The following is a 24,044-nucleotide window of genomic DNA, read 5'->3' as shown; positions in this document are numbered from 1 at the left end:
TTGTCCGAAAGCATCAACCGGGCGCGCCACCGCGCCGCGCGGCGTCCTTCGACGCCGCTGACCGAGCTCGCGAACGCTGCCTCCGAGCAGATGGGCACCGTCGGTCGACGGTCCGCCGTCGTCGCGGCCTCGTCCGGGCTCATGGTCTCCATGATCGCCGTCCCGTCCTACGCGGCCGACCGTGACAGCGCCCCGGCGCTCGCCGCCGTCGACACCTCCGCCCTCGCCGCCTCGGCTCGCGCGGTCCTCAACACCTCGCCCGTCGTGGCCTCGCCCGCCGAGGCCGTGTTCACGGTCGACGCGCCGGTGATCACCGCCGAGAAGCCGACGCCTCCGCCGGAGCCCGTGCGCACCACGCGTGCCGCGGCCCGCACGGCCGAGCGGGCAGCGACCACCTCGTCGTCGTCCTCCTCGTCCTCCGCTGCCGTCGCCAGCAACCCGGTCCCGCAGTCGGTCGCCGGCAACGCGGTGCTCGAGGTCGCGGCCCGCTACGTGGGCGTCCCGTACGTCTCCGGCGGCGCCAGCCCCGAGGGCATGGACTGCTCCGGCTTCACGTCGTACGTCTACGCGCAGCTCGGCATCACGCTGCCGCGCACGTCGTCCGCCCAGCGCAACGCCGGCACGGTCGTCTCCCGCGCCGACGCGCAGCCCGGTGACCTCATCTGGAGCCCTGGCCACGTCGGCATCTACGCCGGTGGCAACCAGATGATCGACGCTCCCCGCCCGGGCAAGACGGTCCAGTTCCGGGCCATCTGGCAGAGCAACCCGACCTTCATCCGGATCGGCTGACCCGACCCGTGCCACGAGGCCCCGACGACGTCCGCGTCGCCGGGGCCTCGTCGTCTCTGCAGGCCCCTCGATCGGACCTCCGCGTTCGCCTCTGCTGACAAAGCACGTGCGCGTACCCTGGTCCCGCATCCACGCTGTTCCTTCTCGTGCGGACCGGCAGCCAGCCGGTCCGACCCCCGAGGTCAGGAGTGCACCGTGCTGACGACCGCCGGCGACCAGGCCCCCCATCACGACGTCGAGCGCGCCCCGGTGCCGTCACGCGCGCTCCTGCTGAACGCGAGCGGCGACCCCCTGTGCATCGTGACGCTGCACCGCGCCGTGGCGCTCGTCATGACCGGCAAGGCCACGGTGCTGGAGTCCGACGGCCGCGTGCTGCACGCCCCGCACCTGCAGATGCCCCTGCCCGTGGTGCTCGTCCTCACGCGCTACGTGCACGTGCCGCACCGCCGGCCCGTGCCGCCCACACGGCGGACGGTGCTGCAGCGCGACGACCACCGGTGCGCGTACTGCGGCGGCGGTGCCGACACGGTCGACCACGTGCAGCCGCGGTCGCGCGGCGGTCGGCACGAGTGGACCAACGTCGTCGCGGCGTGCGTGCGGTGCAACCACCGCAAGGCCGACCGGACCCTGCACGAGCTCGGCTGGGAGCTGCCCTTTCGGCCCCGCGCACCGCGGTGGTCCGTCACCGTCGGCGGCGCCGCGGGGCGCGCCGAGCCGGCGTGGTCGCCGTACCTCGTCGCCTGACCGCGGCGGGGCGGCCTCGCGGGTCCTGGTCCGCTGACGTGCTCGGTTGTGCCACGATGGCCGGGAACCGGACACCGGCACGGCGCGACGGGGCGCCGGTCGCGACATGGAGGTCGGCATGACGCGCGAGAGCGAGATCCTCGTGGGGGTCGACGGGTCGGCCGCTGGGCTGCACGCGCTCGACTGGGCGGCCGCGGAGGCCCGTACCCGCGGCATCGGTCTGCGGCTGGTCGTGGCGTACTCGCTGCCGTCGTTCACCGCGGCGTCGCTCGACGGCGGGTACGCCGCGCTGGACGACGAGACGATCCGCGCCGGTGCCCAGGCGGTGCTCGACGAGGCGCTCGCACACCTGCGGGACCCGGGGGTGCCCGTGCACGGGCGCGTGGTCACGGGTGACGCGGCCGGCGTGCTCGTCGAGGAGTCCCGGCACGTGGAGCTCGCCGTCGTCGGCACCCGGGGGCGCGGCGGCTTCGCGGACCGGCTGCTCGGTACCGTCTCGTCGGCGCTGCCCGCGCACGGGTGGTGCCCCACGGTCGTCGTGCCGCTGCGGGGCGCGGACGGTCAGCCGCTCACGGACGGCGAGACCCCGCAGGTGCGGCCGGTGCGGCGCATCGTGGTCGGCGTCGACGGGTCGCCACCGGCCGAGCGCGCTCTGCGCGCCGCGATCCGCGAGTCCCAGGCCTGGGGGGCCGAGCTGTTCGCCGTGACGGGCGTGCCGATCGCCTCGATGACGGGCGCGCTGGCGTGGCTGCCGTCCGCGGTCGACCACGAGCAGGTGCTCACCGACATGGCCGAGGGCCTGGACGTCGTGGTCGACCGTGCGCTCGCCGACCACCCGGGCGTCGTGGTGCAGCGCCGCGTGCTCGACGGCACGGGCGCCGAGCTGCTGACGGAGTTCTCCGCGGCGACCGACCTCGTGGTCGTCGGCTCGCGGGGGCGCGGCGGGTTCGCCGGCCTGCTGCTCGGCTCGACCAGCCAGGCCGTGCTGCACCACGCGCGGTGCCCGGTCATGGTCGTCACGACGCGCGGCGACGACGCGACCGCGGACTGACGGCGGACCGACGGCTGCCTGAGCAGATGTCCCGTCCGCCCGATCTGCACGAAGGTGCAAGACAAGTGACCATATGTGCCCCCGATTGCGGCACGAACGCTCAGGTCGGACGCTGCAGGTGCCGATGACGTCGTGAGAAGCGACGACCCAGGGGGGACCGATGAGCGGACGGCAGGACACGGGCGCGCGCCGTCAGGGCGAGCCGACGGCCAGGACCGGCCCCGCGAGCGCACCACCCGCGCCCGACGCGCCCCCCGTCGCAGGTGCCGCGCCGCCCCTCATCCCGACGCAGGCCGGTCACGTCGTCTCGGCCCCCGTGCCCGTCGTGCGCGCACCGCACGCAGCCGCGTCGCCGGCCGCGCCCGTGGTGCCCGCGCCGTTCCGGACCGGTGGTGCGCCCGTGGTGGCGCCCGAGGCCGACCGCGGACCCGCCACGCAGACCGAGCTCGAGACGTCGCCCGAGCCGGTGCAGCAGCCCGCCCCCGCCCGCCCACGGGCGCGGCAGGTCGTCGCGCTGCTGACGGCCGGCGCGGTGCTCGTCGCCGCGGGTGGCGTGTGGACCGTCCAGCAGGAGCGTGCCGAGCGCGCCGACGCCCGGCGCGCCGCGCAGACGCGCGTCGAGGGCGCCTACCTGGCGGTGGCCCCCGAGCTCGCCGCCGGCCGCGTCGACGGCCTCGTCGCCGGCACCGCCGTCGTCGCCGCCCTGCGTGCGGACGTCACGACGGCCGGTCGCGCCGCGCTGGACCAGGCCGGTGCGACGCTCGCAGCGGCACCGCAGGCCGGTGACGGACCGCGCGGGGCCCTGCAGAGCGCGATCGACGGCGCCCGGGGCAGCCTCGACGCCCCCGCCGTCTCCCTGACGTCGCTGCGCACGACGACCGCCGCGCTCGCGGCTCCGCAGCAGGGCGTCGTGGACGCGCAGGCGGCGTGGCAGGCGGCCGAGGACGCACGCATCGCCGCCGAGGCCGCCGCGGCCCAGGCGGCGGCCGCCGCACAGGCAGCCGCCCGCACCGCTCCGCGCGGCTCGTCGAAGGGCACCACGACCCGCCGCTCGACGGGCACCGGCACGAGCACGGGCGCCGGCACCAGCACGGGCGGGTCGTCGGGCTCGGCCCCCGCACAGGACTCGGCACCGGCCGGGCTCCCCACCGCAGGCTCCGAGGCCTCCTCGGGCGACGTGGGCGCGGCCCTGAACGCCCACCGCGCGGCCAACGGGCTCGGCGCGCTGTCGATCGTCCGGTCCGGCTCGCGCGTCGAGCACGCGATGCAGATGGCCGCGTCGAACAGCATCTGGCACTCCGGCACCCGCGCCGGCTCGCCCAAGGCGCGTCCCGAGATCGTCGGCCGCGTCAGCCCCGGCAACGCGACGCGCATGATCGCCGCGTACGCGGGCTCGAGCGGCCACAACCAGCAGATGCTGGGCGGCTACTCGACCGCCTACATCGGCGCCGTGTCCTACGACGGCTGGCTCTACACCTCCATCACCTTCGGCTGACCGAGCCCACCCACCCCGTCCTGCCGCGAGATCCCCCCTTGGTCGTGAGAGAGCAATCCAGTCAACCCGGTGGTGTGCCGGATCGCTCTCTCACGGGGGTGGGGGGTCCCGTCCTGGCGTGAGAGAGCAATCCAGTCAGCCCGGTGGTGTGCCGGATTGCTCTCTCACGGGGGTGGGGGGTTCCCGTCCTGGCGTGAGAGAGCAATCCAGTCAACCCGGTGGTGTGCCGGATCGCTCTCTCACGGGGGTGGGGGGTTCCCGTCCTGGCGTGAGAGAGCAATCCAGTTCGTCGATCCGGAGCTGGATCGCCCTCTCACGACCAAAGGGGGTGGGTCAGGCGGCTGTGAGGGCGGCGGTGAGGTGGGTGAGGGCCTCGTCGAGGTCGGCGGGGTCGATCGTCAGCGGCGGGGCGAGGCGGATGGTGCCGCCGTGGGTGTCCTTGGCCAGGACGCCGCGCGTGAGCAGGCGCTCGCACAGCTCACGCCCCGACGCGGGACCGCCCGGCACCGAGGGGGCCACGTCGAGCCCCGCCCACAGGCCGATGGTGCGCATGCCGGACAGCAGCTCGCGGTCCATGAGGTCGGCGAGGTGGTCGGCGACGAGCTCGCCGAGGGTGCGGGCGCGGGCCTGCAACGTGCCGGGCGTGAGCAGGTCGACCACGGCGATCCCGACGGCGCACGCGAGCGGGTTGCCGCCGAACGTGGAGCCGTGCGTCCCGGCCGTGAGCACCTCGAGCACGTCGGCGCGGCCCACGACCGCGGACACGGGCAGCACGCCGCCGCCGAGCGCCTTGCCGAGGGTCACGAGGTCGGGCTGCACGCCGAACCGCTCGCACGCGAGCGTCGAGCCCGTGCGCCCGAGGCCCGACTGGATCTCGTCCGCGATGAGCAGCACGCCCGCGTCGTCGCACGCCGCCCGCACGGCCGGCAGGTACTCCGCCGACGGCACGACGACGCCCTGCTCGCCCTGCACCGGCTCCAGCAGCACCGCGACGGTGGTCTCGTCGATCGCCGCGGCGACCGCAGCGGCGTCGTCGTACGGGACGGTCACGAACCCGGGCGTGAACGGCCCGAAGCCCCGGCGCGCGTCGGGGTCGGACGAGAACGACACGATCGTCGTCGTCCGGCCGTGGAAGTTGCCGTCGGCGACGACGATCGTCGCGCGGTCCGCGGGCACGCCGCGCACCTCGTACCCCCACTTGCGCGCGGCCTTGATCGCGGTCTCGACGGCCTCGGCGCCGGTGTTCATCGGCAGGACCAGGTGCGACGTGCCCGCGAGCAGCGGCCCGACGAGGCCGACGAGCGCCTGCGCGAACGGCTCGAGGAGCTCGTGGTCGAACGCCCGGGACGTGAGCGTGAGGCGGTCGAGCTGCGCGTGCGCGGCCGCGACGAGCGCCGGGTGCCGGTGCCCGAAGTTCAGTGCCGAGTACCCCGCGAGCAGGTCGAGGTAGCGCCGCCCGTCGGTGTCGGTCACCCACGACCCCTCACCGGTCGCGAGCGTGACCGGCAGCGGGTGGTAGTTGGGTGCGAGCGCGGAGGCCGCGACGGCGGGACGCATGGTCACTCCCGGATCTCGAGCGTGCAGCACTTGGCCCCGCCGCCGCCCTTGAGCAGCTCCGAGGTGTCGACGGGGATCGGCTCGTAGCCGCGCTCGCGCAGCGCGTCGGCCAGGTGCGTGGCGCGCGGCGCGACGACGACGTGCTGACCGTCGGAGACCGCGTTGAGGCCGAGCGCGGCGGCGTCGTCGTCGGTCGCGAGGAGCGCGTCGGGGAAGAGCTGCTCGAGCACCGCGCGCGACCCGGGGGAGAACGCCGGCGGGTAGTACGCGATCTGCGGGTCGCGCGGGTCGGACGAGAGCACCGCCAGCGCGGTGTCGAGGTGGTAGTAGCGCGGGTCGACGAGCTCGAGCGAGACGACCGGCCGGCCGAACAGCTCCTGCGCCTCGGCGTGCGCGGTGCGCTCGGTGCGGAACCCGGTGCCGGCCAGCAGCAGCCCGCCGGCGACGAGCATGTCGCCCTCGCCCTCGTTGGTCGCGGCGGCCGTGTGCGTCACGTAGCCGCGGTCGGCGAACCACTTCTGGTAGGCCGGCCCCTCGGCCTGCCGCTCGGGGTACCGGAAGCGCGCGGAGTACACGACGCCGTCGACCATCGTCGCGCCGTTGGCGGCGTAGACCATGTCGGGCAGGCCCGGCACCGGCTCGATCGTGTCGACCGTGTGGCCCAGGCTCAGGTACGTGTCGCGCAGCGTGCGCCACTGCTGCACCGCGAGGGCGGTGTCGGTGGTGCGCGTGCGGTCCATCCACGGGTTGATCTCGTAGGACACCGTGTAGTGGCTCGGCTCGCACATGAGGTAGCGACGGGGGGTGGCGCCGGGGGCGTGCGCGGTCATGGGACTCCTCGGGTACGGGCCGCCGGGGGTGGTGCGGCTCGTCCCCGAGCGTACGGTCCCCGCGACGCACGACCGCGTGCAGAGCCGTCAGCGGGCGGTGAGGTCGGCGGCCGCGCGCCGCAGGACGACCCGCAGCATCGCCCCCAGCACCGGCGCGGTCAGCCGCGCCGTGAGCGCGCCGGGCAGCGGCCCCGCGAGCGGCACGTGCTCCGACCACGTCACACGGCACGTCGTCGGCGACGTCGCCAGCACGGTCACCGTCGCCGACCCCAGCAGCAGCGGCCCCCGCTTGGTGAACACCGCGACCCCGGGCCCGTCCCCGGCCGCGTCCCCGGGCGGCACGTACCGGGTGATGACCATGCGGTCCACGAGCCCCGGCCACCCGCGTCGCGCGCCCGGCCCGGACACGGCGACCACCCGGGTGCCGAGCCGTGGCGGCCCGTCCGTGCGGACCCGGGTCATCGGCACCCACGCCGTGTGGCGTCGCGCATCGGTCAGGGCGCGCCAGGCGACGTCCGCGGGGACCGGCAGCGCACGCGTCACCGAGGCGGTGCCGGGGCCGGACGCGGGTTCGGCGCCGGGGACGCAACCAGGGGTCATCGCACGATCCTCCCGCGGGGTAGCGTCGGGCGCATGCAGACGCGAGTGCTGGGACGGACGGGTCGTGAGGTCGGGGTCGTGGGGCTGGGCTGCTGGCAGCTCGGCGGGGACTGGGGTGTCGTCGCGGACGACACCGCGCTGACCGTGCTGGGTGCGGCCGTGGACTCGGGCGTGACGTTCCTCGACACGGCCGACGTGTACGGGGACGGCCGCTCCGAGCGGGCCATCGGCGCGTTCCTCGCGTCGCGCCCGGACGTCGCCGAGCGCGTGACGGTCGCGACGAAGATGGGCCGACGTGCCGACCCGCACGAGCCCGCCGCGTACACGTACGACGCGTTCTGCCGCTGGACGGACCGCAGCCGCGAGAACCTGCGCACCGACACGCTCGACCTGGTGCAGCTGCACTGCCCGCCGACGCCCGTCTTCAGCAGCGACGAGGTCTTCGACGCCCTCGACCGGCTCGTCGAGGACGGCCGCACGGCCGCGTACGGCGTCTCGGTCGAGACGGTCGACGAGGCGCTCGCGGCCATCGCCCGCCCGAACGTCGCGAGCGTGCAGATCATCCTCAACGTGTTCCGCCGCAAGCCGCTCGAGCGGGTGCTCCCCGCGGCGCTCGAGGCGGGCGTCGGCATCATCGCGCGCGTGCCGCTCGCCTCGGGCCTGCTGACCGGCAAGTACGACGCGAGCACGCAGTTCGCCCCCGACGACCACCGTGCCTACAACCGCAACGGCGAGGCGTTCGACGTGGGCGAGACGTTCTCGGGCGTCCCGTACGACGTGGGCGTGGCCGCGGCGCAGGAGGTCGCGGCGCTGACCCCGTCGGGCATGACGACGGCGCAGCTCGCGCTCAAGTGGGTCGTGCAGCAGCCGGGCGTCTCGGTCGTCATCCCCGGTGCGCGCACGCCCGCGCAGGCGCAGGCCAACGCGGCGACCGACCGGTTCCCGGACCTGGACGACGCGACGCTGGCCTCGCTGGAGCGCGTCTACGACGACAGCATCCGGGAGCACGTCCACACCCGCTGGTGACCACCCACCCGCGCCGAGCGCGGTAGACACACGCCGAGCGCGGGGGACACGACCCCCGCGCTCGAGCGCTTCCTGCCGCGCTCGGCGGGGGCACGCGTCAGGTCAGCGGCGGCGGCCCAGGAGGCGGCGGTGGCGGCCGGCCGCACCCGCGGGCGCCGCGCCGTTCACCTGGCCGGCCGGCACGACGTTGCCCGCGTCGACCTCGACGAGGCGGGGGAACGTCGCCGGCGGCGGCCCGAACGCGAGGCGCGCGCCCTTGATGACCGACTGGCCCAGCGCGCGACCACCGGCCACGCCGATCGCGGCGCCGATGCCGTAGGGCGCCAGCCGGCCCAGGGCCAGGCCGCCGAACTTCGCGGCCTGCTTGCGCACGAGCCGGCGCGTCAGCTGGTTGTTGACCTTCTTCACCGTCCCCATGGGCATGCGCGTGAGCAGCAGCTTGCCCACCCGGATGGTCGCGAGGTCCGTCGTGTCGCCGATGACCTTGGTGCTGGACTCGCCGAGCAGGCTCGTCAGCAGCAGGGCCTTGCGGCGCTCGGTGTCGGCGACCTCGATGCCGTGCACCGACGCCACCGCCAGCGAGAACGCCGCCGAGGCGCCGAAGAACGTCGCGACGTCGCTCACGGTCAGCACCGTGGCCAGTCCCGTCCCGACGACGGGGGCGGCCGCCGCCGCACCGACCGCGCCGCCGGCACCGGCGACGACGAGGAGGAACTCCTTCTCCAGCAGGTGGACGATCTGCTCGGGCGTCGCATGGGGGTTCCTGCGCTTGACGCTCTCGACGTGCGCGTGGATGGTCGCCGAGGGGATCGTCACCGCCTTGTCGAGGGCGGCCTGCACGAGGCGCGGCATCTCAGCGCTCCCCGGTGACGGTGAGCGTCGTCGTCGCGCCGTGCTCGAGCGTGCGCCCGACCGTGCAGTGCTCCGCGACCGCGCGGTGCACGACCGTCAGGAGACGGTCACGGGCGGCGTCGTCCAGCGCGGACAGGTCGACCTCGAGCACCTCGGCGAGGGCCGGGTAGCGGTCCTCGGTGGGGTGGGCCAGCCCGCCGACGCGGATCGTCACCGGCACGTCGTCGCCGAGGCGCCGCGCGAGCGCCGCGTCGGACGACAGGCCCGTGCACCCGCCGAGCGCGATCTTCAGCAGCTCACCCGGCGTGAAGGAGTCCGGGTCACCCAGCGAGCCGATGCGCACCTCGCCGCCGCGCGAGCTGCGTCCCACGTACTGCCGCTTGCCGGTGCGCTCGAGCCACAGCGCCGTGTCGTCGGCGTTGGCCAGCGGGTCCTGGTCGGTCGTCATGCGCCCGATCCTCGCACGCACGCACGGGCCCCGCCCGGGCGGACAGGCCTCAGGCGACGGTGAAGATCAGGAAGGCGATCACGAAGCCCATGGTGCCGATGATCGTCTCCATCACGGTCCAGGTGCGCAGCGTCGTGCGCACGTCCATGCCGAAGAACCGCCCGACCAGCCAGAAGCCCGAGTCGTTGACGTGCGAGGCCATGACCGACCCAGCGGCGACCGCGAGCACGATGGTGGCGAGCTGCACGGGGCTGAAGTCACCGCTCGCCACGGCCGGCTGGATGAGGCCCGCCGTCGTGATGAGCGCGACCGTCGCGGAGCCCTGCGCGACGCGCAGCACGGTGGAGATGAGGAAGCCCGCGACGATGACCGGCAGACCCAGGTCGCCCAGCGCGTCCTCGAGCGCCCCGCCGATGCCCGACGCCCGCAGCACCGCGCCGAACATGCCGCCCGCGCCGGTGATGAGGATGACCGAGCAGACCGGGCCGAGCGCGGACTCCAGCAGCCGCTCGACGGTCGCCTTGTCCCGCCCCCGGCGCGCACCCATGACCCACGCGGCCACCAGGACCGCGATGAGCAGCGCCACGGGCGTCGACCCGACGGCCCGCACCACCTGCACCCACACGGCGTCGCCGTCGACGACGCCCGCGCTGCGCAGCGTGTCGAGGCCGGTGTTGAGGAAGATGAGGACGAGCGGCAGCAGCAGCACGCCCAGGACGGTGCCGAGCGACGGCGGGTTGTCGGGCGCCTCCTCCTCTGCCGTGCCCAGCAGCTCCGGCACCGGCAGCACCCAGCGACGTCCCGCCCACTGCCCGTACAGGTAGGAGCTGACGTACCAGGTCGGCAGCGCGACGACGAGGCCGAGGAGGATCACCAGGCCGGGGTCGGCGCCCAGCAGCTCGGAGGCCGCGACCGGGCCCGGGTGCGGGGGGACGAAGACGTGCATGACCGAGAACGCGCCGGCGGCCGGGAGGCCGAACGTCAGCACGGAGCCGCCCAGGCGCCGCGCGACCGCGAACACGATCGGCAGCATGACGACCAGGCCCGCGTCGAAGAAGATCGGGAACCCGAAGATGAGGGACGCCACGCCCAGTGCCAGCGGCGCGCGCTTCTCGCCGAACCGCCGCACGAGCGTCTCGGCCATGACCGAGGCGCCGCCCGACGTCTCGACCATCCGGCCCAGCATCGCGCCCAGCCCGACCAGCAGCGCCACCGACCCGAGCGTCGTGCCGAAGCCCGACGTGATGACGTCGACGACCGAGCCGGCCGGGACGCCGGTCGCGAACGCGGTGAGCACCGAGACGAGGATGAGCGCGAGGAACGCGTGCAGGCGCAGCCGGATGATGAGGAACAGCAGCAGGGTGATGGCGGCGGCGGCGATGCCGAGCAGCGGTCCTGCTCCGAGCGTCTGCTCCCAGTCCTCCGGTGGCACGGCGTCCCCCTCTGCGTCGGCCCGCGGGCGCGGGTGGTGGGTCGGGTCAGTCCTGCAGCGCCGCCAGGGTGCGGTCGGCGACGGCCTGCGGCGGGACGTCGACGACGACGGTCACGCCGTCCTCGTCCGTGCCGAGCGGCTCCAGCGTGCTCAGCTGCGACGGCAGCAGCGTCGTGGGCATGAAGTGGCCCTCGCGGTGCGCCATGCGCTCCTCGAGCAGGTCGGTGGGCGCGGTCAGGTGGACGAAGCGCACGCGGCCCTCGGCGGAGCGCAGCACGTCCCGGTAGGAGCGCTTGAGCGCCGAGCACGTGACGACCGACGGGCGACCCGCGCGGGTCTGCTCCGTGAGCCAGTCGCGGATCGCCTCGAGCCACGGCCACCGGTCGTCGTCGTCCAGGGGCGTGCCGGCCGACATCTTGGCGATGTTGGCGGCGGGGTGGAACTCGTCGGCCTCGGCGTACGGGCGTCCCAGGCGTTCCTCGAGGATGCCGGCCAGGGTCGTCTTGCCGGACCCGGCCACCCCCATGAGCACGAGGTGCTCCACCGCTGCGGCCTGGTCGTGCGTCGTCGCGTCGCCCACGGGGACACTGTGGCGGAGACGTGCCGGCTCGGCCACCCGGGGCTGCGCGAACACCGCGCGGGGTTCCTGTGAAGGTGGCGTGAGAAGGGCCCCGCCGGGAACACCGCACGCGCTCGGATCGTTCCGTTGGGCAGGATGAAGAGACGATACGAAGAACTCGAGACCGAGGACGGCAAGGTCGTCCGCTACCAGCGACACGAGAACGGCGGCGGCCTCGTCGCCAAGAGTGCTCAGGTCCACGAGACGGCGTACGTGGCCGACTCCGCATGGGTCGACCCCGGCGCCGTCGTCGAGGCCGGCGCGTCCGTGGGCAAGTTCTGCTGGGTCGAGCCGGGGGCCGTCGTGCACACCCGCGTGCGGCTCGGCTCGCACGTGCACGTGGGCCGCGACGCGGTCGTCGGGCGCGGCTCGCGCCTGGGCGCGCGTGCCGACGTGGGTGCGGGCGCGCGGCTCGACCCGGGCATCGTCGTCGAGCCCGAGGCGAAGATCGCCGAGGGTGCGCACGTCGAGCGCCACGGCTTCCCGCCGCACGTGCTCGCGGCCTGAGACCCGCCCGGCGCCTCGGCGCCGGGTGCCTGCCACGTCACCCGGGAAGCCGTCACGCGGCACCGGGCGACGCGGCAGGATGTGCGCATGCGCAGCGACATCTTCGACCAGAAGAACCTCGAGGTGGAGACCGGTCAGCGGTTCGTCCTCCAGAACCCCAAGATGCTGAAGGTGACCCTCGGGGAACCGGTCGTCGCCGCCAAGGGGGCGATGGTCGCCTACCAGGGCAGCGTGCAGTTCCACCACAAGGGCGCCGACTCGCTGGCGAAGTTCGTCAAGCGCGCGATCTCGTCGGACGACCAGGCGCTCATGACGGTCTCCGGCCAGGGCGACGTGTTCTTCGCGCGCATGGCCGAGAACGTCTTCCTGATCCAGCTCGAGGGTGACGCGATCAGCGTCGGCGGGTCCTCGCTCCTCGCGTTCGACGCGACCCTGCAGTGGGACCTGCACCGCACGCGCGGCGCCGGGATGGCGACCGGCGGGCTGTTCAACACCCTGATCCAGGGGCACGGGTCCGTCGCGCTGACGTCCGACGGGCAGCCCGTCATCCTCGACTGCTCGCAGCAGCCGACGTTCGTCGACCCCAACGCCGCGGTGTGCTGGTCGGCGAACCTCACTCCCGACGTCGTGTCGAGCATGAACATGACGTCGCTGCTGCGGGGCGGGACGGGCGAGGCGTTCCAGTACAAGTTCCACGGGCCGGGGTTCGTCGTGGTGCAGCCGTCGGAGGGCTTCTCGGGCGTCGCGCAGTCGGGCTGACACGTGTGACCTGAACGGGTGGACTTGCCCGTTTCAGGGGGTGAAACCCGACATCGTCGTGCTTGTGACGTATGCCCGGGTGTCACCCTGTGTGCCAGACGCCGGCCGACGAGGGCTGACGGCGGGACGCTGGGGGGCGGCCGGGATGGCGACTGCACGACTTCGAGGATCCGACCGGGCGGCGGTGGCGGCCGCGGTCGTCACAGCGGCGGTGGCGGTGCTCGTCGCCACGCCGGCCCACGCGGGCACGCCCGCCGGTGCCGGTACGGGGGCGCCCGCGCTCGTCGGCAGCGGGGTCGAGCCCGTGCACCTGGACGTGCTCGGCCACAGCGCGGCCGCGCACCGGGTGAGCGGCTCCGGCGTCGTCGTCGGCGACGCCCACCTCGACGGGGGAGGCCTGCGCGCGTTCCGCTGGGAGTCCGGCGAGGCCGCGCTGCTGCCCGGCTCCGACGACGACAGCAACGCGGTCGACGTCAACGACGGCGGCCAGGTCCTCGCGCAGACGTACCGCGACGACGGGTCGGCCGGCGCGGTGCTCTGGCACGCGGACGGCAGGGTCGTCGACCTGGCGCCCGCACCGGCGAGCGCCTACGCGTGGGACCTCGACGAGAGCGGCCGCGTCGCACTGAACGTGTCCGACCCGAGCTCGTGGTCCACGCACGCCGCCGTCTGGCAGGACGGCACGCTCACCCTGCTCGACGACGGCGGCGCCGCGAGCTACGTGGGCGAGGCCGGTGCGCTCAACGAGCGCGGCGACGTCGCGGGCACCGTCGTCGCCGACGACGGCTCGCACGCCGTCGTCTGGCGGGACGGCGCCGCGACCCGGCTGCCGACGCCCGACGGGGCGCAGTCCTTCGCCGAGGGCCTCAACGAGCGCGGTGACGTCCTGGGCAGCGTGCAGCAGGACGCCGTGATGCGGGCCGTCGTCTGGGAGCGCGGACGCCTGCGCTACCTCGTCCCGGACGCCGTCGAGCGTCAGGTCTTCCACGACCTCAACGAGCGCGGCGTCGCCGCGGGCGCCGTCGGGAACGACCGCGAGACCATGCGGGCCGCGCTCGCGGACAGGCGCGGGGTCGCGGCGCTGCCGACGCTCGGCGGTCCGACGGGCACGGCGTACGCCGTCAACGACCGCGGCGTCGCCGTCGGGTCCGCGACGACCGGGCCCGACACCGCCTACGGCCAGGCCGTCGCCTGGGTGCGCGGCCGGGCCGTCCCGCTCAGCGCTCAGGTGGACGGCGTGGAGCCGGTCAACAGCGCGGCCCTCGACGTCGACGAGCGCGGGCGGGCCGTCGGCTACGTGCAGCTGCGGGACCCGGACGGCAGCGTCAGCTTCACCATGCGCGCCGTGCTGTGGGAGGTCCCGGCGGGCAGCTGACCGGGTGCGGGCACCGCTGTGCCGGGCTCGCGGCCCGCGGGTGGCGTGGCAGGGTCGGGGCATGCTGCTCACGTTCGGGCACGGCACGCTCGCGCAGGACGACGTCGTGCGCCTGCTGCGCGAGGCCGACGTGCGTCTCGTCGTGGACGTGCGTCGGTTCCCCGGCAGCCGGCGGCACCCTCACGTCTCGCGGGAGGCCCTCGCGTCGTGGCTGCCCGAGGCGGGGGTGGCCTACCGGTGGGAGGAGCGCCTCGGCGGTCGTCGCTCGCACGTCGACGGCGACGTGGACGCGTGGTGGCAGGTCGCGGCGTTCCGCGCGTACGCCGCGTACACCCGCACCGACGAGTTCCGCGCCGGCATGGCGGCCCTGCTGACGGACGTCGCGCGGCCCGCGAGCGGGCGCGTCGCGGTGATGTGCAGCGAGGCCGTGTGGTGGCGGTGCCACAGGCGGATCGTCAGCGACGTCGCCGTGCTGCTCCACGGGGTCGACGTGCAGCACCTCGCCCACGACGGGCGCCTGACGCCGCACTCGCCCGCGCCGGGTGCGCGCGTGACACCCGCGGGGCTGGTGTACGACGCGCCGAGCGGGTGACCGCCGGGCTCAGCGGCCCAGCAGGCGCTGGAGCCAGCCGCGCGACGGCTCGATGAGCCCGGGCGTCGCGGCCGGGGGCGGCGGCGGGGGTGCGTCGACGGTCGACGGGGCGGCGGGCGCGTCGGAGACGGCAGGCCCGTGCCGCAGCGTGTCGCGGACCTGGTCGAGGAGCGCGTCGACCTGCTCCATGTCGTACCCCTCGCGGAACCGCGTGGCCTCGAAGCGCACCGCCGCCACGTCCGCCGCGGTCACCGGGTCCGCCGCGGGGACGCCGGTCTGCGCCGCCCGCAGCGTCGTGACGACCCGGTCGAGGAAGTCGTCGACGGCGTCCTGGGCGTAGCCGTCGCGGAACTTGGTGGCCGCGAACTTCGTGTTCAGGACGTCGTCCGCGGTGAGCATGCGCAGATCGTGCCACGGCTCGGCGCGTCACCAGGGCGTCCCCGCGCAGGATCACCCGAGGTACCCGGGTGCAATCGGCGCCGCGTCGTCCATGCTGGGGCCCCCATACCCCAAGGATGTGGAAGGACGACATGAGCGACGACGTCGGCCGCGAGGACCTCCCTCTGCCGGACTACCACCACCTGCCCCTCGGCCGCCTCGGTCAGCGCATCCGCACGCTCGACGCCGACGACGTCACCATGCTGCGTCGCTACGAGGAGGCGCAGGGCCACCGGCTGCCCGTGCTGCACGTCCTGGACAACTGGCTGCACGAGCTCGCCGACGGCGCCGAGCCGTCCGACGCAGCCCCGGACGCCCCCGCTTGACGGTCGCCACCGGTCGCCGCCCGGTGAGTGGTCACGTACGTGACCACTCACCGGGTGCGCAGCCGAAGGAGTGACCACTTCCCGGCTGCGGGGTGGGCGCAGGGCCCGTCGGGCCGGTGGGGGAGTCGGGGTCAGTGGTCGTCGAGGGCGGTTGCCAGCTTGCGGCGGGAGTCGACGCCGAGCTTCCGGTACACCTTGCGCAGGTGGTAGTCGACCGTGCTCGCGCTCAGGAACAGGCTGGCCGCGATCTCCCGGTTGGTGGCGGGGCCCGCTGCGAGCCGGGCGATCGCCGCCTCCTGGGGTGTCAGCGGCTCGCTGACGGCCGCCGAGGTGCGCCGTCGGACGGTCGCGCCGGTCGCGGCCAGCTCGCGCGCGGCGCGGGCGGCGAAGTGGGGCGCGCCCATCGCGGTGAACAGGTCGTGGGCCGTGGCGAGCTGCACCCGGGCGTCCTTGCGCCGGCTCTGCCGCCGCAGCCACTCGCCGTAGAGCAGGTGGGTCCGGGCGACGTCCGTCCGCACGGGCAGCGGTGCGAGCACGGACAGCGCGTGCTGGAAGTGTCGCTCGGCGTCGTCGCCCGCCACGATCCCGCGGCTGCGCGCGTGCAGACCGGCTGCCCAGGCCGTGCCGCAGGCCTGCGACCGTGCGCCGAGCCGCGCCAGGGCCGCCGCGGCGAGGTCGTCGCTGCCGCTGCGGTGGGCCGCCTCGACGATCTCGACGAGGATCCGGCCACCGGGGATCAGGTCGCGCTCGAACACGGGCCGCACCGCGGCGAGGGCGGCCTCGTAGTGGCCCAGGCTGTTCTCGAGGATCGCCAGCGCGTGGCGTGAGCTGTCGTCCCAGTAGCCGGCGCGCACCTCGGAGAGCGCGAGCGAGTGGACGGTCTCGAAGTGGGCCCGGGACGTCGCCTCGTCGTCGCGCCATACCCGGAACTCGTGGTTGAGGACCAGGCTCCACACGATGCTGCTGTCGCCGATCGACCGTGAGATCTCGCTCGCCTCGGCGAACAGGGCGGCGGCACCGTCGAACCGGCCGTCCCAGAACTCGTACTGCGCCTGGCCCGTCAGGGTGAAGCGCAGGGGGTCGGGTGCGCCGCGGGCCCGTTGCTCGTCGACGAGCCGGCTCGTGAACCGGCGGTACGTCTCGAGGTCGAGCAGCTCGACCGCGAGCATGCCGCCGACGCCGATCCACAGCGTGAACGCGCTCGGCAGGTTCGGCCGCATCAGCGACGCCAGCGCGGTGCGCATGGCGGGGACCGCGGCGGAGAAGCCGCCGAGCAGGCGCTCGGACAGCGCGCGGATCACGTCGGCGAAGACCGAGGACTCACCGGGGTCCAGGGACGCGAGCGCCGCGGTGGCGAGACGGTCGACGAGCCCTGGCGGGGCGAGGTGCGAGGCGGTCGTCGCCATGAAGAGCGCCTCCGCGTACGTCATGCGCGACAGCTCGGGGTCCAGGGCCTCGAGCGACCGCGCCGTCTCGACGAGCGTCACCAGCGCGTCCGCGGGGCGGCTGATGTAGGTGAGCGCGGCGTGCAGCCGCCGGCCGTGCGCCCGGACCAGCGGCTCGGCGTCCGCCACCCGCACCTGCTCGAGGAGCGCGCCCGCCTCGCCGGGCGCGCCCGCGACCAGGAAGGCGTCGGCCGCGGCCTGCGTGCGCCGCGCGTGGTCGCGGGGGTCGGACGTGAGCTCCGCGGCGCGCGACATCAGCGCGGCCCGGGCGGCGTAGCGGCCCCGTCGCTCGGCCTCGAGGCCCCGGGCCTCCAGCGCTGCGGCCACGTCGGCGTCGGGGCCGGTGACCGCACGGGCGCGGTGCCACACCCACGCGTCGGGCTCGGCGTCCGGGTCGGTCACCTGCGCCAGGAGCGCGTGGGCGCGCCGACGTCCCGCGGGCGCCGCGCCCCGGTACACGGCCGAGCGCACGAGGGGGTGGCGGAAGGTGACCGTGGCGGTGACGTCGACCAGCCCGTCGTCCTGCGCGAGGTCCAGCGCGTCCCCGCCGAGCCCGGCGATCGCACCGGCGCCCACGACCGTCGCCAGGTGCGCCGCCCCGGTCGCCGCGGCGGCGATGAGCAGCATCTGCTGCGTGGGCGCGGGCAGCGCGCGGACCCGTTCGAGGTACAGCTCCTCGAGCCGCGCACCGATCGGCAGCGGGTCCGGCAGGGGGATCGCCCCCGCGAGCTGCCCGGGTGACAGGTCGCGCGCGAGCTCGACGACGGCGAGCGGGCACCCCTGCGTGCCGACCGCGACGCGGCGCCCGACCTCGGGGTCGACCACGGCGCCGGTGGCGACCGCGAGGAGCTCGGTCGTCGCCTCCGCCGACAGCGGACCCAGCTCGACGCACGGGATCCCGTCGAAGGAGGACGCCGCGGCGCCCTCGGGACGCGCGGCGAAGACGATCGCGAGCGAGTCGGCCTGGATGCGTCGCGCGACGAAGACGAGGGTGTCCAGGGACTCCCGGTCCAGCCAGTGGGCGTCGTCGATGACGATCAGCTTGGGGCGGTCGGGCTCCGTCTCCGCCAGCAGCGTGAGCGTGGCCAGACCGATGAGGAACCGGTCCGGCGTCCCGGCGTCCGTGAGCCCGATGGCCGCACCGAGCGCCTGGCGCTGCGGCCCCGGCAGCTCGCCGTAGCCATCCATGAAGGGGATGAGCAGCCGCTGCAGCGCGGCGAACCCGAAGTCGGCCTCGCCGGCGACCCCGCGCAGCTCGCGGGTGCGGACCCCGGCGGCGCGGGCCTGCGCCGTCACCTCCGCCAGGAGCGCCGTCTTGCCCATGCCCGCGTCGCTGCGGACCAGCAGGGCCCCGCTGCGGCCGGAGCAGACGACCTCGAGGAGGTCCGTCATGCGGGCGAGCTCGGCCTCACGGCTGCACAGCCTCACGGCGCGCTACTTCACGGCGTCCGGTGCGGGGGGTGAGGCACTCGTCACGGATCGGGAGTGTACGCAGGCCGTGTTTCCGGTGGCTACGCCCGTGCGGTCGCGTAGTCGTGCGACGGGTGCCGCGGCCGCACGACTACGCGGGTGCGGGACTCGACGCGGGCCCCCCGCGGCAGACGATCGGTGCACATCCACGGGAGGGGGCGACGACGATGACGACGACCGCGATCACGACGGCGACCACGTCGCCCTGGGCCTCGGGACGTCCGAGGAGAGCCCATGACCGACCGCACGCGCGGCACGGACGCACCGGCCGGCGCAGGCACTCGTCCCTTGGTCCGGTTGGCCGAGCTCGGCCTGCGCCTGCCGCACACACCCGCCCCGGTGACCCCCGACGTCCCCGCGCTGCGGGTCGGCATGCGGGTCGTCACGTCGAGCCACCTGCCGCTGGTCGACGGCAGCCTGCCGGCGACGGGCCGGGTCGGGGACGGCGTCACGGTGCCGGAGGCCGCGACCCTGGCCCGCGTGGCGGCGGTCAACGCGCTCGCCGCCGTGCACGGCCAGGTCCCGCTCGACGACGTCGTCCGCATCGTCCGGGTGGTCGGCTACGTCGCCTCCGCCGACGCGTTCACGCAGCAGACGGTGGTCGTCGACGGCGCGTCCCACCTGCTGCTCCACGTCTTCGGTGAGTGCGGGCGGCACGTCCGCTCCGCCGTCGGCGTCGCCTGGTTGCCGCTCGGCTCGCCCGTCGCGGTCGAACTCGAGGTCGAGGTGCGGCCCTGACACCCCTGCTCCTGCCCACCCACACGCTGGGGACGCATCCGGCGCCCCCTCGACCGAAGGAGAAGCACCATGAGCCACACGTCGAAGCAGACCATCGTCCTCGTCCACGGCGCCTACGCGGACTCGTCGAGCTGGAACGGCTCGGTCACGGCGCTCCTGGAGGCCGGCCACCACGTCATCGCCGTCGCGAACCCGCTGCGGAGCATCGAGGGCGACGCCGCGTACCTGCGCAGCGTCCTCGACAGCATCGACGGCCCCATCGTCATCGCGGGCCACTCCTACGGCGGCGTCGTGATGAGCCACGCGGCCGACGGCCACCCGGGGGTCACCGCGCTCGTCTACGTCGCGAGCTTCCTGGCCGAGCCGGGGGAGACCCTGGTCGACCTCGTCACCAAGTTCCCGGGCGCGCGCCTCGGCGACGCCGCGCAGCCGGTGCTGTACCCGACCCCGGACGGCAGCATGGCCCCCGAGCTGTACATTGACCAGGCCCGGTTCCACGAGCTGTTCGCCGGCGACGTCGACCCCGAGGTCGCCCAGCAGATGGCGGTCACCCAGCGCCCGCTCGCGCTGGCCGCGTTCGAGGCGCCGTCGACGCGCGCGGCCTGGAAGTCGATCGAGTCCTGGGTGGTCGCCGCGCAGCAGGACCTCGCCGTGCCGGCCGGGCTGTCGCGCTTCATGGCCGACCGCGCGGACGCCCACCTCGTCGAGGTCGACGCGTCGCACGCCGTGACGGTCTCGCAGCCGGGCGTCGTCACGGACGTCATCCTGCAGGCGGCGGAGAAGAGCGCGCGCTGAGGGGTGTGGGTACGGAGGGGGCGGACGGCCGGGACCGGGGTGCACCGGTCCCGGCCGTGCGGTGTGGGCCGATGTTGGTCCGTCGACAGGTTGTCGGTCAGCGCCTCTCGGGTGCGCGCCGGTCGGTACGCTCCGCGGATGGAGATGCCGCTCGTGCCCGCGTTCTACGACGTGGTGTGGTCGATCGCCGTGCTGCTGGTGCTGCCGCTCACGGTGGTCGCGCTGATGCGCTGGAGGTCCCAGGACCGGCCGACGCGTGCTGCCCTGCTGTGGGTGCTGGTCATCCTGCTGCTGCCCGGGCTCGGTGCGGCGGTGTTCCTGGCGGTGTCGTCACGGGGCCGCACGGCGGGGTGACGGCCGGACTCGGAGCGGCCGCGCGGTTCGGTCTTGCGTCGCATAACGTCTACACGTAACGTTACGTGTAGACGGTTGGCGACATGCCAGGAGGTGGAGATGGACCGCACCGCGGCACTTCCCCCCCACGCCTTCACCCTCGAGGAGGCGGCCGCAGCGGGGGTCAACGCACGTGCGGTCCAACGTCTCGCGGCGGACGGACGGCTCGAACGACTCGGCCGCGGGCTGTACCAACGCCCGGAGACCGCCGGCTACGACACCGACCTCTACGCTGCCGCGACCCGCGCGCCCGACGCCACCCTGTGTCTGATGTCCGCTCTCGCGCACCACGCGCTCGTCGACGCCATCCCCGGGCGGATCGACCTGGCGCTCCCGCGCGGCACCCGGCGCCCCGCCGTCGTCGACACCGTCCGATGGCACATGTTCGACGCCGCCACCTTCACGCTCGGCCGCACCACGACCCCGATCGCAGGCACGGACGCGACCGTTGGTCTGTATAGCGCAGAGCGGTCCATCGTCGACGCGTTCCGGCTGCGTGGCGAGATCGGGTACGAGACCGGCATCGACGCGCTCCGGACGTGGCTCCGCCGACGCGGCAGCTCACCGGCCGCGCTGCGGAGCATCGCCCGCACCCTGCCGAGGGCGCAGGGACCGCTCCGAGAGGCGTTGAACTACCTCACATGAGACCCGCTACGGGCTCCTGGCGCTAGCTCCGTGCCCGCCCCGCTACCCTGGGACCCGCGTCGGTGCGGGTCCTCGCGGTCCCACGGACGCCGCATGGGACCGGAAGTGCCGTGATCGAAGACCCTGACGACGTGACGTCCGAGCCTTCGGCGCAGCTCGGCTCGGGCCCACGCGCCTGTAGCTCAGGGGATAGAGCACCGCTCTCCTAAAGCGGGTGTCGGCAGTTCGAATCTGCCCAGGCGCACGGTGTTGGTGCAGCTCAAGGGGTGTGTGGCCGCTGCGCGCGAGTCCGTCGCGGTGGTGGCAGGGCCTCGTGGTCAACAGGATCGTCCGGATCGGACTTGCTGCCCCAGCGCTCGTGTGGCCGTACGGTCGCCAGGCGTTTCGGGGTGCGGTCGACTCGCAGCCTTCAACACACACGTCGCTTACTGAAGGCTAAGCGGCTAGGTTTCAATAGTGACCACGGTGGTTGAAGCCTGATGAGCGACCGGCAGACGGACGTCGAACCCAGCGCGGGTGACGACGCAGCGTGGCCCGCGCTCACCACCGAGCCCCGCGACTGGACATCGAATCTCGATGACGGGCGCCTCAGCGTCTGGGAACGCCAGCGGATCTCGCGCCCCTACCAGGCGTCGGTGCTGCCACCGATCGCGCACCGTACCCCGCGCATCAGCAGCAACGTGCACGCCCTCGTCGATGACGCGACCTCCGATGTCGCGCGGTTCGACAGCGAGGTCGCAACGATGCCTGTCCCCATGCCCGCGGTCCTGCTCCGCACCGAGTCGGCGTCCAGCTCCCAGATCGAGCACCTCACGACCAACGCCCGCAACCTCGCCATGGCAAGTCTCGGAGTGGGATCCGAGCAGAACGCCGACCTCGTGGCCGCGAACGTGCGCGCCATGAATGAAGCCCTCACCGTTGGCGACGACATCACCCCCGACACGATCCTCGCCGTCCACCACGCCTTGCTCGCCGTCTCCGCCCCGGACGTCGCCGGCCGATGGCGCGCCGAACAGGTGTGGGTGGGCGCCTCCGCGATCAGCCCGCACGGCGCCGACTTCATCCCCCCGCACCACGAACGCGTGCAGGCTGCAATCGACGACATGGTCAGGTTCGCTGAGCGCGACGACATCCCCGCACTCACGCACGCAGCGCTCGTCCAGGCCCAGTTCGAGACCATCCACCCGTTCGTCGACGGCAACGGGCGCACCGGCCGTGTGCTGCTGCAACAGGTTCTGCGCCGCCGGGGCCTGACCCGCCACACGACCGTGCCCGTCTCCGCCGGCCTCTTGCGCGATCCCGACCGCTACTTCCGCGCGCTCACCAGCTACCGGGAGGGCGACCCCGACCCCATCGCCGAACAGGTCGCCCACGCGGCACTGGCCGCCACCGTCAACGGCCGCCACCTCGCCGACGACGTCATGGCCCTTCGTGCTGCATGGCAGGACCAGGTCAGGGCCAGATCCGACTCGGCAGCGTGGCGCCTCGTCGACGCGCTCTTCGCCCAGCCCGTCGTGAACGCGGGCTACGTCGCAGCGACGCTCGCCATCTCCGACCGTGGTGCCCGCAACGCGATCGAGGTCCTCGAGAAGGCTGGTGTCCTTCAACCGTCGACCTCGGCGCTACGGCACAAGGTCTGGCAGGCGCCGCAGATCCTGACCGCGATGGACGCGTTCGCCGCCCGTGCTGGGCGCCGCGCCTGACGCGACACGATGGCCTGCCGACCCGGACGGTGGCAGGGCGGTGACGCCTCCCGCATCGCCAGGCGCAGCTGACCGAGCACGTGCAGCAGCGCCCCGGCGACCCGCTGCTCGACGAGGTCGAGCGCCGGCACGAGGATCCGGGATCTCGCCAGGGCGCCCGGTCCTGTCCCGGAGGTAGGACCAGGACACTCCGGGCTGCCTCGTCATGCCGACGTCATGCCCGTCGCAGACTCGACGCCTACCGACACGGGTGCGAGCTCAGGCCTCGTCGAGCATGCGGACGATGTCGGCACCCGACGCGACGACGACCGCCTCGTCACCGAGCCCCTCGGGCAGGTGAGCGCGCACGGACTCGTCGAAGATCATCGGCGGCACCCCGGGCGCCATGAGCGTCATGTCACCCGTCGCGGCGACCTTCGCGATGAGGTCCCAGGCCAGCCGGCCGCTGACGTGGTTGACCATGAACCCGCTGCCCGGCTCGCCGATCCCGTAGAGGTCGGCGGTCCCGTCGTCGAACTGGAGCTGGGCGAAGTCGGACTCGGGCTCGGTGCTCTTCACGTACGGGTCGATGAGCGCGCGGAGCGCGTCGCTGTCCGTCACCGCCAGCTCGCCGTTCACCATGCGCTGCGCGAACACGTCGAAGCTCATGACGGGAGCGTCTCACCGGATGGGCGGTCGCCTCAAGGTGACTCCCAGGTGCTCGGCGCTGGGCGCGACGATGTCGGGCCACGAGGTGTCACGGACGCGGCGCGCCTCACGCAGAAGGCTCACCCGGCCAGCGTCCGCACCGGCGGGCCGAACATCTCGCGCACGGTCGCCGCGAGCAGGTCGAGCGCCGCGCCGAGCCCCAGCTCGTCCTGGGACCACGCCTCGAGGACGCTGGCCAGGGCCCCGCGGATGCCGTACCCGACCGCGTCCGCGACCGCGCGGTTGCGCGGGCCGGTGTCGGTGGCGGAGGCCAGCACGTGCGACGCGACCAGCTCGGCCCAGCCGGAGACCAGCGGTCGCGCCCACGCGGGCGGGACCGTCGGGTCCTGCGCGAGGACCTGCAGGCGCAGCCGGTAGAACTCCCGGTCGGCGTCGTCGTACCGGATCGAGGCGCGGACGGCGTCGATGACCTGCTCGAGCGCGTCCGCGCCCGCCGGGGCGTCGCGCAGGTGCTGGGCGACGACCTCCTGGTTCGCGGTGTAGTCGTCGCCGAGGACGTCGAGCTTGGTGGGGAAGTAGCGGAAGAACGTGTTGCGCCCGATGCCGGCGGCCTGGGCGATGCGCTCGACGCTCGTCGCCGCGTAGCCGTGGGTGGCGAACTCGCGCATCGCGGCGTCGCGGATGGCGCGGTGGGTGGTCGCACGGGGTCGGCCGGGGCCCGGAGGAGAGGGCGGCTCGGGGGCGGTCACGGCGGGTTCTCCTCGTGG

The 24,044-nt window shown here is 74.3% G+C and carries 26 protein-coding genes and 1 tRNA gene; 16 read left to right on the top strand and 11 right to left on the bottom strand.

Annotated features, from left to right (window positions below; translation table 11 throughout):
- From H9657_RS02755 to H9657_RS02740, 4 genes are all read left to right on the top strand, one after another.
- The gene (locus H9657_RS02755) at positions 1–789 is read left to right on the top strand and encodes a C40 family peptidase (RefSeq protein WP_191780120.1); all 789 of its coding nucleotides are present in this window, start codon (positions 1–3) and stop codon (positions 787–789) included.
- A 198-nt stretch (positions 790–987) separates the two neighbouring features.
- On the top strand, positions 988–1,533 hold the full coding sequence (locus H9657_RS02750) for an HNH endonuclease (protein ID WP_225214563.1): 546 nt from the start codon (positions 988–990) through the stop codon (positions 1,531–1,533).
- Between the two features lie 118 nt (positions 1,534–1,651).
- Complete coding sequence (locus tag H9657_RS02745; RefSeq protein WP_191780115.1) at positions 1,652–2,584, top strand: universal stress protein; 933 nt, start codon at positions 1,652–1,654, stop codon at positions 2,582–2,584.
- 160 nt (positions 2,585–2,744) lie between these two features.
- Positions 2,745–4,079, top strand: coding sequence for a CAP domain-containing protein (locus tag H9657_RS02740; protein ID WP_191780113.1), 1,335 nt, complete (start codon positions 2,745–2,747; stop codon positions 4,077–4,079).
- Positions 4,080–4,412: 333 nt separating this feature from the next.
- On the opposite strand, the gene rocD is transcribed toward H9657_RS02740, so the two are convergent.
- From rocD to H9657_RS02725, 3 genes are all read right to left on the bottom strand, one after another.
- Positions 4,413–5,636, bottom strand: a complete 1,224-nt coding sequence (rocD, locus tag H9657_RS02735; RefSeq protein ID WP_191780111.1) for an ornithine--oxo-acid transaminase — start codon at positions 5,634–5,636, stop codon at positions 4,413–4,415.
- Between the two features lie 2 nt (positions 5,637–5,638).
- Positions 5,639–6,466 (bottom strand): dimethylargininase, encoded by an 828-nt coding sequence (ddaH, locus tag H9657_RS02730; protein ID WP_191780108.1) that lies wholly within the window; start codon positions 6,464–6,466, stop codon positions 5,639–5,641.
- A gap of 87 nt (positions 6,467–6,553) precedes the next feature.
- Entirely contained in the window at positions 6,554–7,066 is a 513-nt protein-coding gene (locus tag H9657_RS02725) for an SRPBCC family protein (RefSeq protein WP_191780106.1), read from the bottom strand.
- Between the two features lie 33 nt (positions 7,067–7,099).
- Between H9657_RS02725 and H9657_RS02720 the strand changes: the two genes are divergently transcribed.
- A complete protein-coding gene (locus tag H9657_RS02720; RefSeq protein WP_191780104.1) occupies positions 7,100–8,092 on the top strand; it encodes an aldo/keto reductase in 993 nt (330 codons plus the stop codon).
- A 102-nt stretch (positions 8,093–8,194) separates the two neighbouring features.
- On the opposite strand, the gene H9657_RS02715 is transcribed toward H9657_RS02720, so the two are convergent.
- Genes H9657_RS02715 through H9657_RS02700 form a run of 4 tightly spaced genes read right to left on the bottom strand, consistent with a single transcriptional unit; the run spans position 8,195 to position 11,404 of the window.
- Positions 8,195–8,944, bottom strand: coding sequence for a hypothetical protein (locus tag H9657_RS02715; protein WP_225214522.1), 750 nt, complete (start codon positions 8,942–8,944; stop codon positions 8,195–8,197).
- Between the two features lies 1 nt (position 8,945).
- On the bottom strand, positions 8,946–9,392 hold the full coding sequence (locus H9657_RS02710) for an OsmC family protein (protein WP_191780102.1): 447 nt from the start codon (positions 9,390–9,392) through the stop codon (positions 8,946–8,948).
- A 49-nt stretch (positions 9,393–9,441) separates the two neighbouring features.
- The gene (locus tag H9657_RS02705; protein ID WP_191780100.1) at positions 9,442–10,824 is read right to left on the bottom strand and encodes a GntP family permease; all 1,383 of its coding nucleotides are present in this window, start codon (positions 10,822–10,824) and stop codon (positions 9,442–9,444) included.
- Between the two features lie 46 nt (positions 10,825–10,870).
- Positions 10,871–11,404: a gluconokinase gene (locus H9657_RS02700; protein WP_318241241.1), complete on the bottom strand. Its 534-nt coding sequence runs from the start codon at positions 11,402–11,404 to the stop codon at positions 10,871–10,873.
- Positions 11,405–11,539: 135 nt separating this feature from the next.
- On the opposite strand from H9657_RS02700, the gene H9657_RS02695 reads away from it, so the two are divergent.
- The 4 genes from H9657_RS02695 to H9657_RS02680 all read left to right on the top strand — a co-directional run bounded on the left by H9657_RS02695 (position 11,540) and on the right by H9657_RS02680 (position 14,676).
- On the top strand, positions 11,540–11,950 hold the full coding sequence (locus tag H9657_RS02695; protein WP_191780098.1) for a transferase: 411 nt from the start codon (positions 11,540–11,542) through the stop codon (positions 11,948–11,950).
- Positions 11,951–12,037: 87 nt separating this feature from the next.
- Positions 12,038–12,709: an AIM24 family protein gene (locus H9657_RS02690; RefSeq protein WP_191780096.1), complete on the top strand. Its 672-nt coding sequence runs from the start codon at positions 12,038–12,040 to the stop codon at positions 12,707–12,709.
- A 145-nt stretch (positions 12,710–12,854) separates the two neighbouring features.
- Positions 12,855–14,084, top strand: a complete 1,230-nt coding sequence (locus H9657_RS02685) for a hypothetical protein (RefSeq protein WP_191780816.1) — start codon at positions 12,855–12,857, stop codon at positions 14,082–14,084.
- Positions 14,085–14,145: 61 nt separating this feature from the next.
- Complete coding sequence (locus H9657_RS02680; RefSeq protein WP_191780094.1) at positions 14,146–14,676, top strand: DUF488 domain-containing protein; 531 nt, start codon at positions 14,146–14,148, stop codon at positions 14,674–14,676.
- A 9-nt stretch (positions 14,677–14,685) separates the two neighbouring features.
- Here the strand turns inward: H9657_RS02680 and H9657_RS18870 are convergent, their stop codons facing one another.
- Positions 14,686–15,075 (bottom strand): DivIVA domain-containing protein, encoded by a 390-nt coding sequence (locus H9657_RS18870; protein WP_318241240.1) that lies wholly within the window; start codon positions 15,073–15,075, stop codon positions 14,686–14,688.
- A 131-nt stretch (positions 15,076–15,206) separates the two neighbouring features.
- Between H9657_RS18870 and H9657_RS02670 the strand changes: the two genes are divergently transcribed.
- Complete coding sequence (locus tag H9657_RS02670; protein WP_191780092.1) at positions 15,207–15,440, top strand: hypothetical protein; 234 nt, start codon at positions 15,207–15,209, stop codon at positions 15,438–15,440.
- 131 nt (positions 15,441–15,571) lie between these two features.
- Here the strand turns inward: H9657_RS02670 and H9657_RS02665 are convergent, their stop codons facing one another.
- Positions 15,572–18,313 (bottom strand): AAA family ATPase, encoded by a 2,742-nt coding sequence (locus H9657_RS02665; protein ID WP_191780090.1) that lies wholly within the window; start codon positions 18,311–18,313, stop codon positions 15,572–15,574.
- 276 nt (positions 18,314–18,589) lie between these two features.
- Here H9657_RS02665 and H9657_RS02660 point away from each other — a divergent pair, with 276 nt between their 5' ends.
- The 6 genes from H9657_RS02660 to H9657_RS02635 all read left to right on the top strand — a co-directional run bounded on the left by H9657_RS02660 (position 18,590) and on the right by H9657_RS02635 (position 22,629).
- On the top strand, positions 18,590–19,093 hold the full coding sequence (locus H9657_RS02660; RefSeq protein WP_191780089.1) for a RidA family protein: 504 nt from the start codon (positions 18,590–18,592) through the stop codon (positions 19,091–19,093).
- Between the two features lie 69 nt (positions 19,094–19,162).
- Positions 19,163–19,888, top strand: a complete 726-nt coding sequence (locus H9657_RS02655) for an alpha/beta fold hydrolase (protein WP_191780087.1) — start codon at positions 19,163–19,165, stop codon at positions 19,886–19,888.
- A gap of 138 nt (positions 19,889–20,026) precedes the next feature.
- A complete protein-coding gene (locus H9657_RS02650; RefSeq protein ID WP_191780085.1) occupies positions 20,027–20,242 on the top strand; it encodes a PLDc N-terminal domain-containing protein in 216 nt (71 codons plus the stop codon).
- A 99-nt stretch (positions 20,243–20,341) separates the two neighbouring features.
- A complete protein-coding gene (locus tag H9657_RS02645; protein WP_191780083.1) occupies positions 20,342–20,926 on the top strand; it encodes a type IV toxin-antitoxin system AbiEi family antitoxin domain-containing protein in 585 nt (194 codons plus the stop codon).
- Positions 20,927–21,097: 171 nt separating this feature from the next.
- Positions 21,098–21,170, top strand: a tRNA-Arg gene (locus H9657_RS02640).
- A 235-nt stretch (positions 21,171–21,405) separates the two neighbouring features.
- Positions 21,406–22,629 carry a Fic family protein gene (locus H9657_RS02635; RefSeq protein ID WP_191780082.1) on the top strand — a complete coding sequence of 408 codons (1,224 nt, stop codon included), beginning with the start codon at positions 21,406–21,408 and terminating at the stop codon, positions 22,627–22,629.
- Between the two features lie 258 nt (positions 22,630–22,887).
- Here H9657_RS02635 and H9657_RS02630 read toward each other — a convergent pair whose 3' ends face one another.
- Together H9657_RS02630 and H9657_RS02625 are read right to left on the bottom strand one after the other, a co-directional pair.
- Positions 22,888–23,277 (bottom strand): hypothetical protein, encoded by a 390-nt coding sequence (locus H9657_RS02630; protein ID WP_191780080.1) that lies wholly within the window; start codon positions 23,275–23,277, stop codon positions 22,888–22,890.
- A 119-nt stretch (positions 23,278–23,396) separates the two neighbouring features.
- On the bottom strand, positions 23,397–24,026 hold the full coding sequence (locus H9657_RS02625) for a TetR family transcriptional regulator (RefSeq protein WP_191780078.1): 630 nt from the start codon (positions 24,024–24,026) through the stop codon (positions 23,397–23,399).
- Positions 24,027–24,044: the final 18 nt, after the last annotated feature.

Source organism: Cellulomonas avistercoris (assembly GCF_014836445.1).
Classification (GTDB): domain Bacteria; phylum Actinomycetota; class Actinomycetes; order Actinomycetales; family Cellulomonadaceae; genus Cellulomonas; species Cellulomonas avistercoris.
The sequence above is the reverse complement of the archived record's forward strand: the minus strand, read 5'-3'. Positions and strand labels throughout refer to the sequence as shown.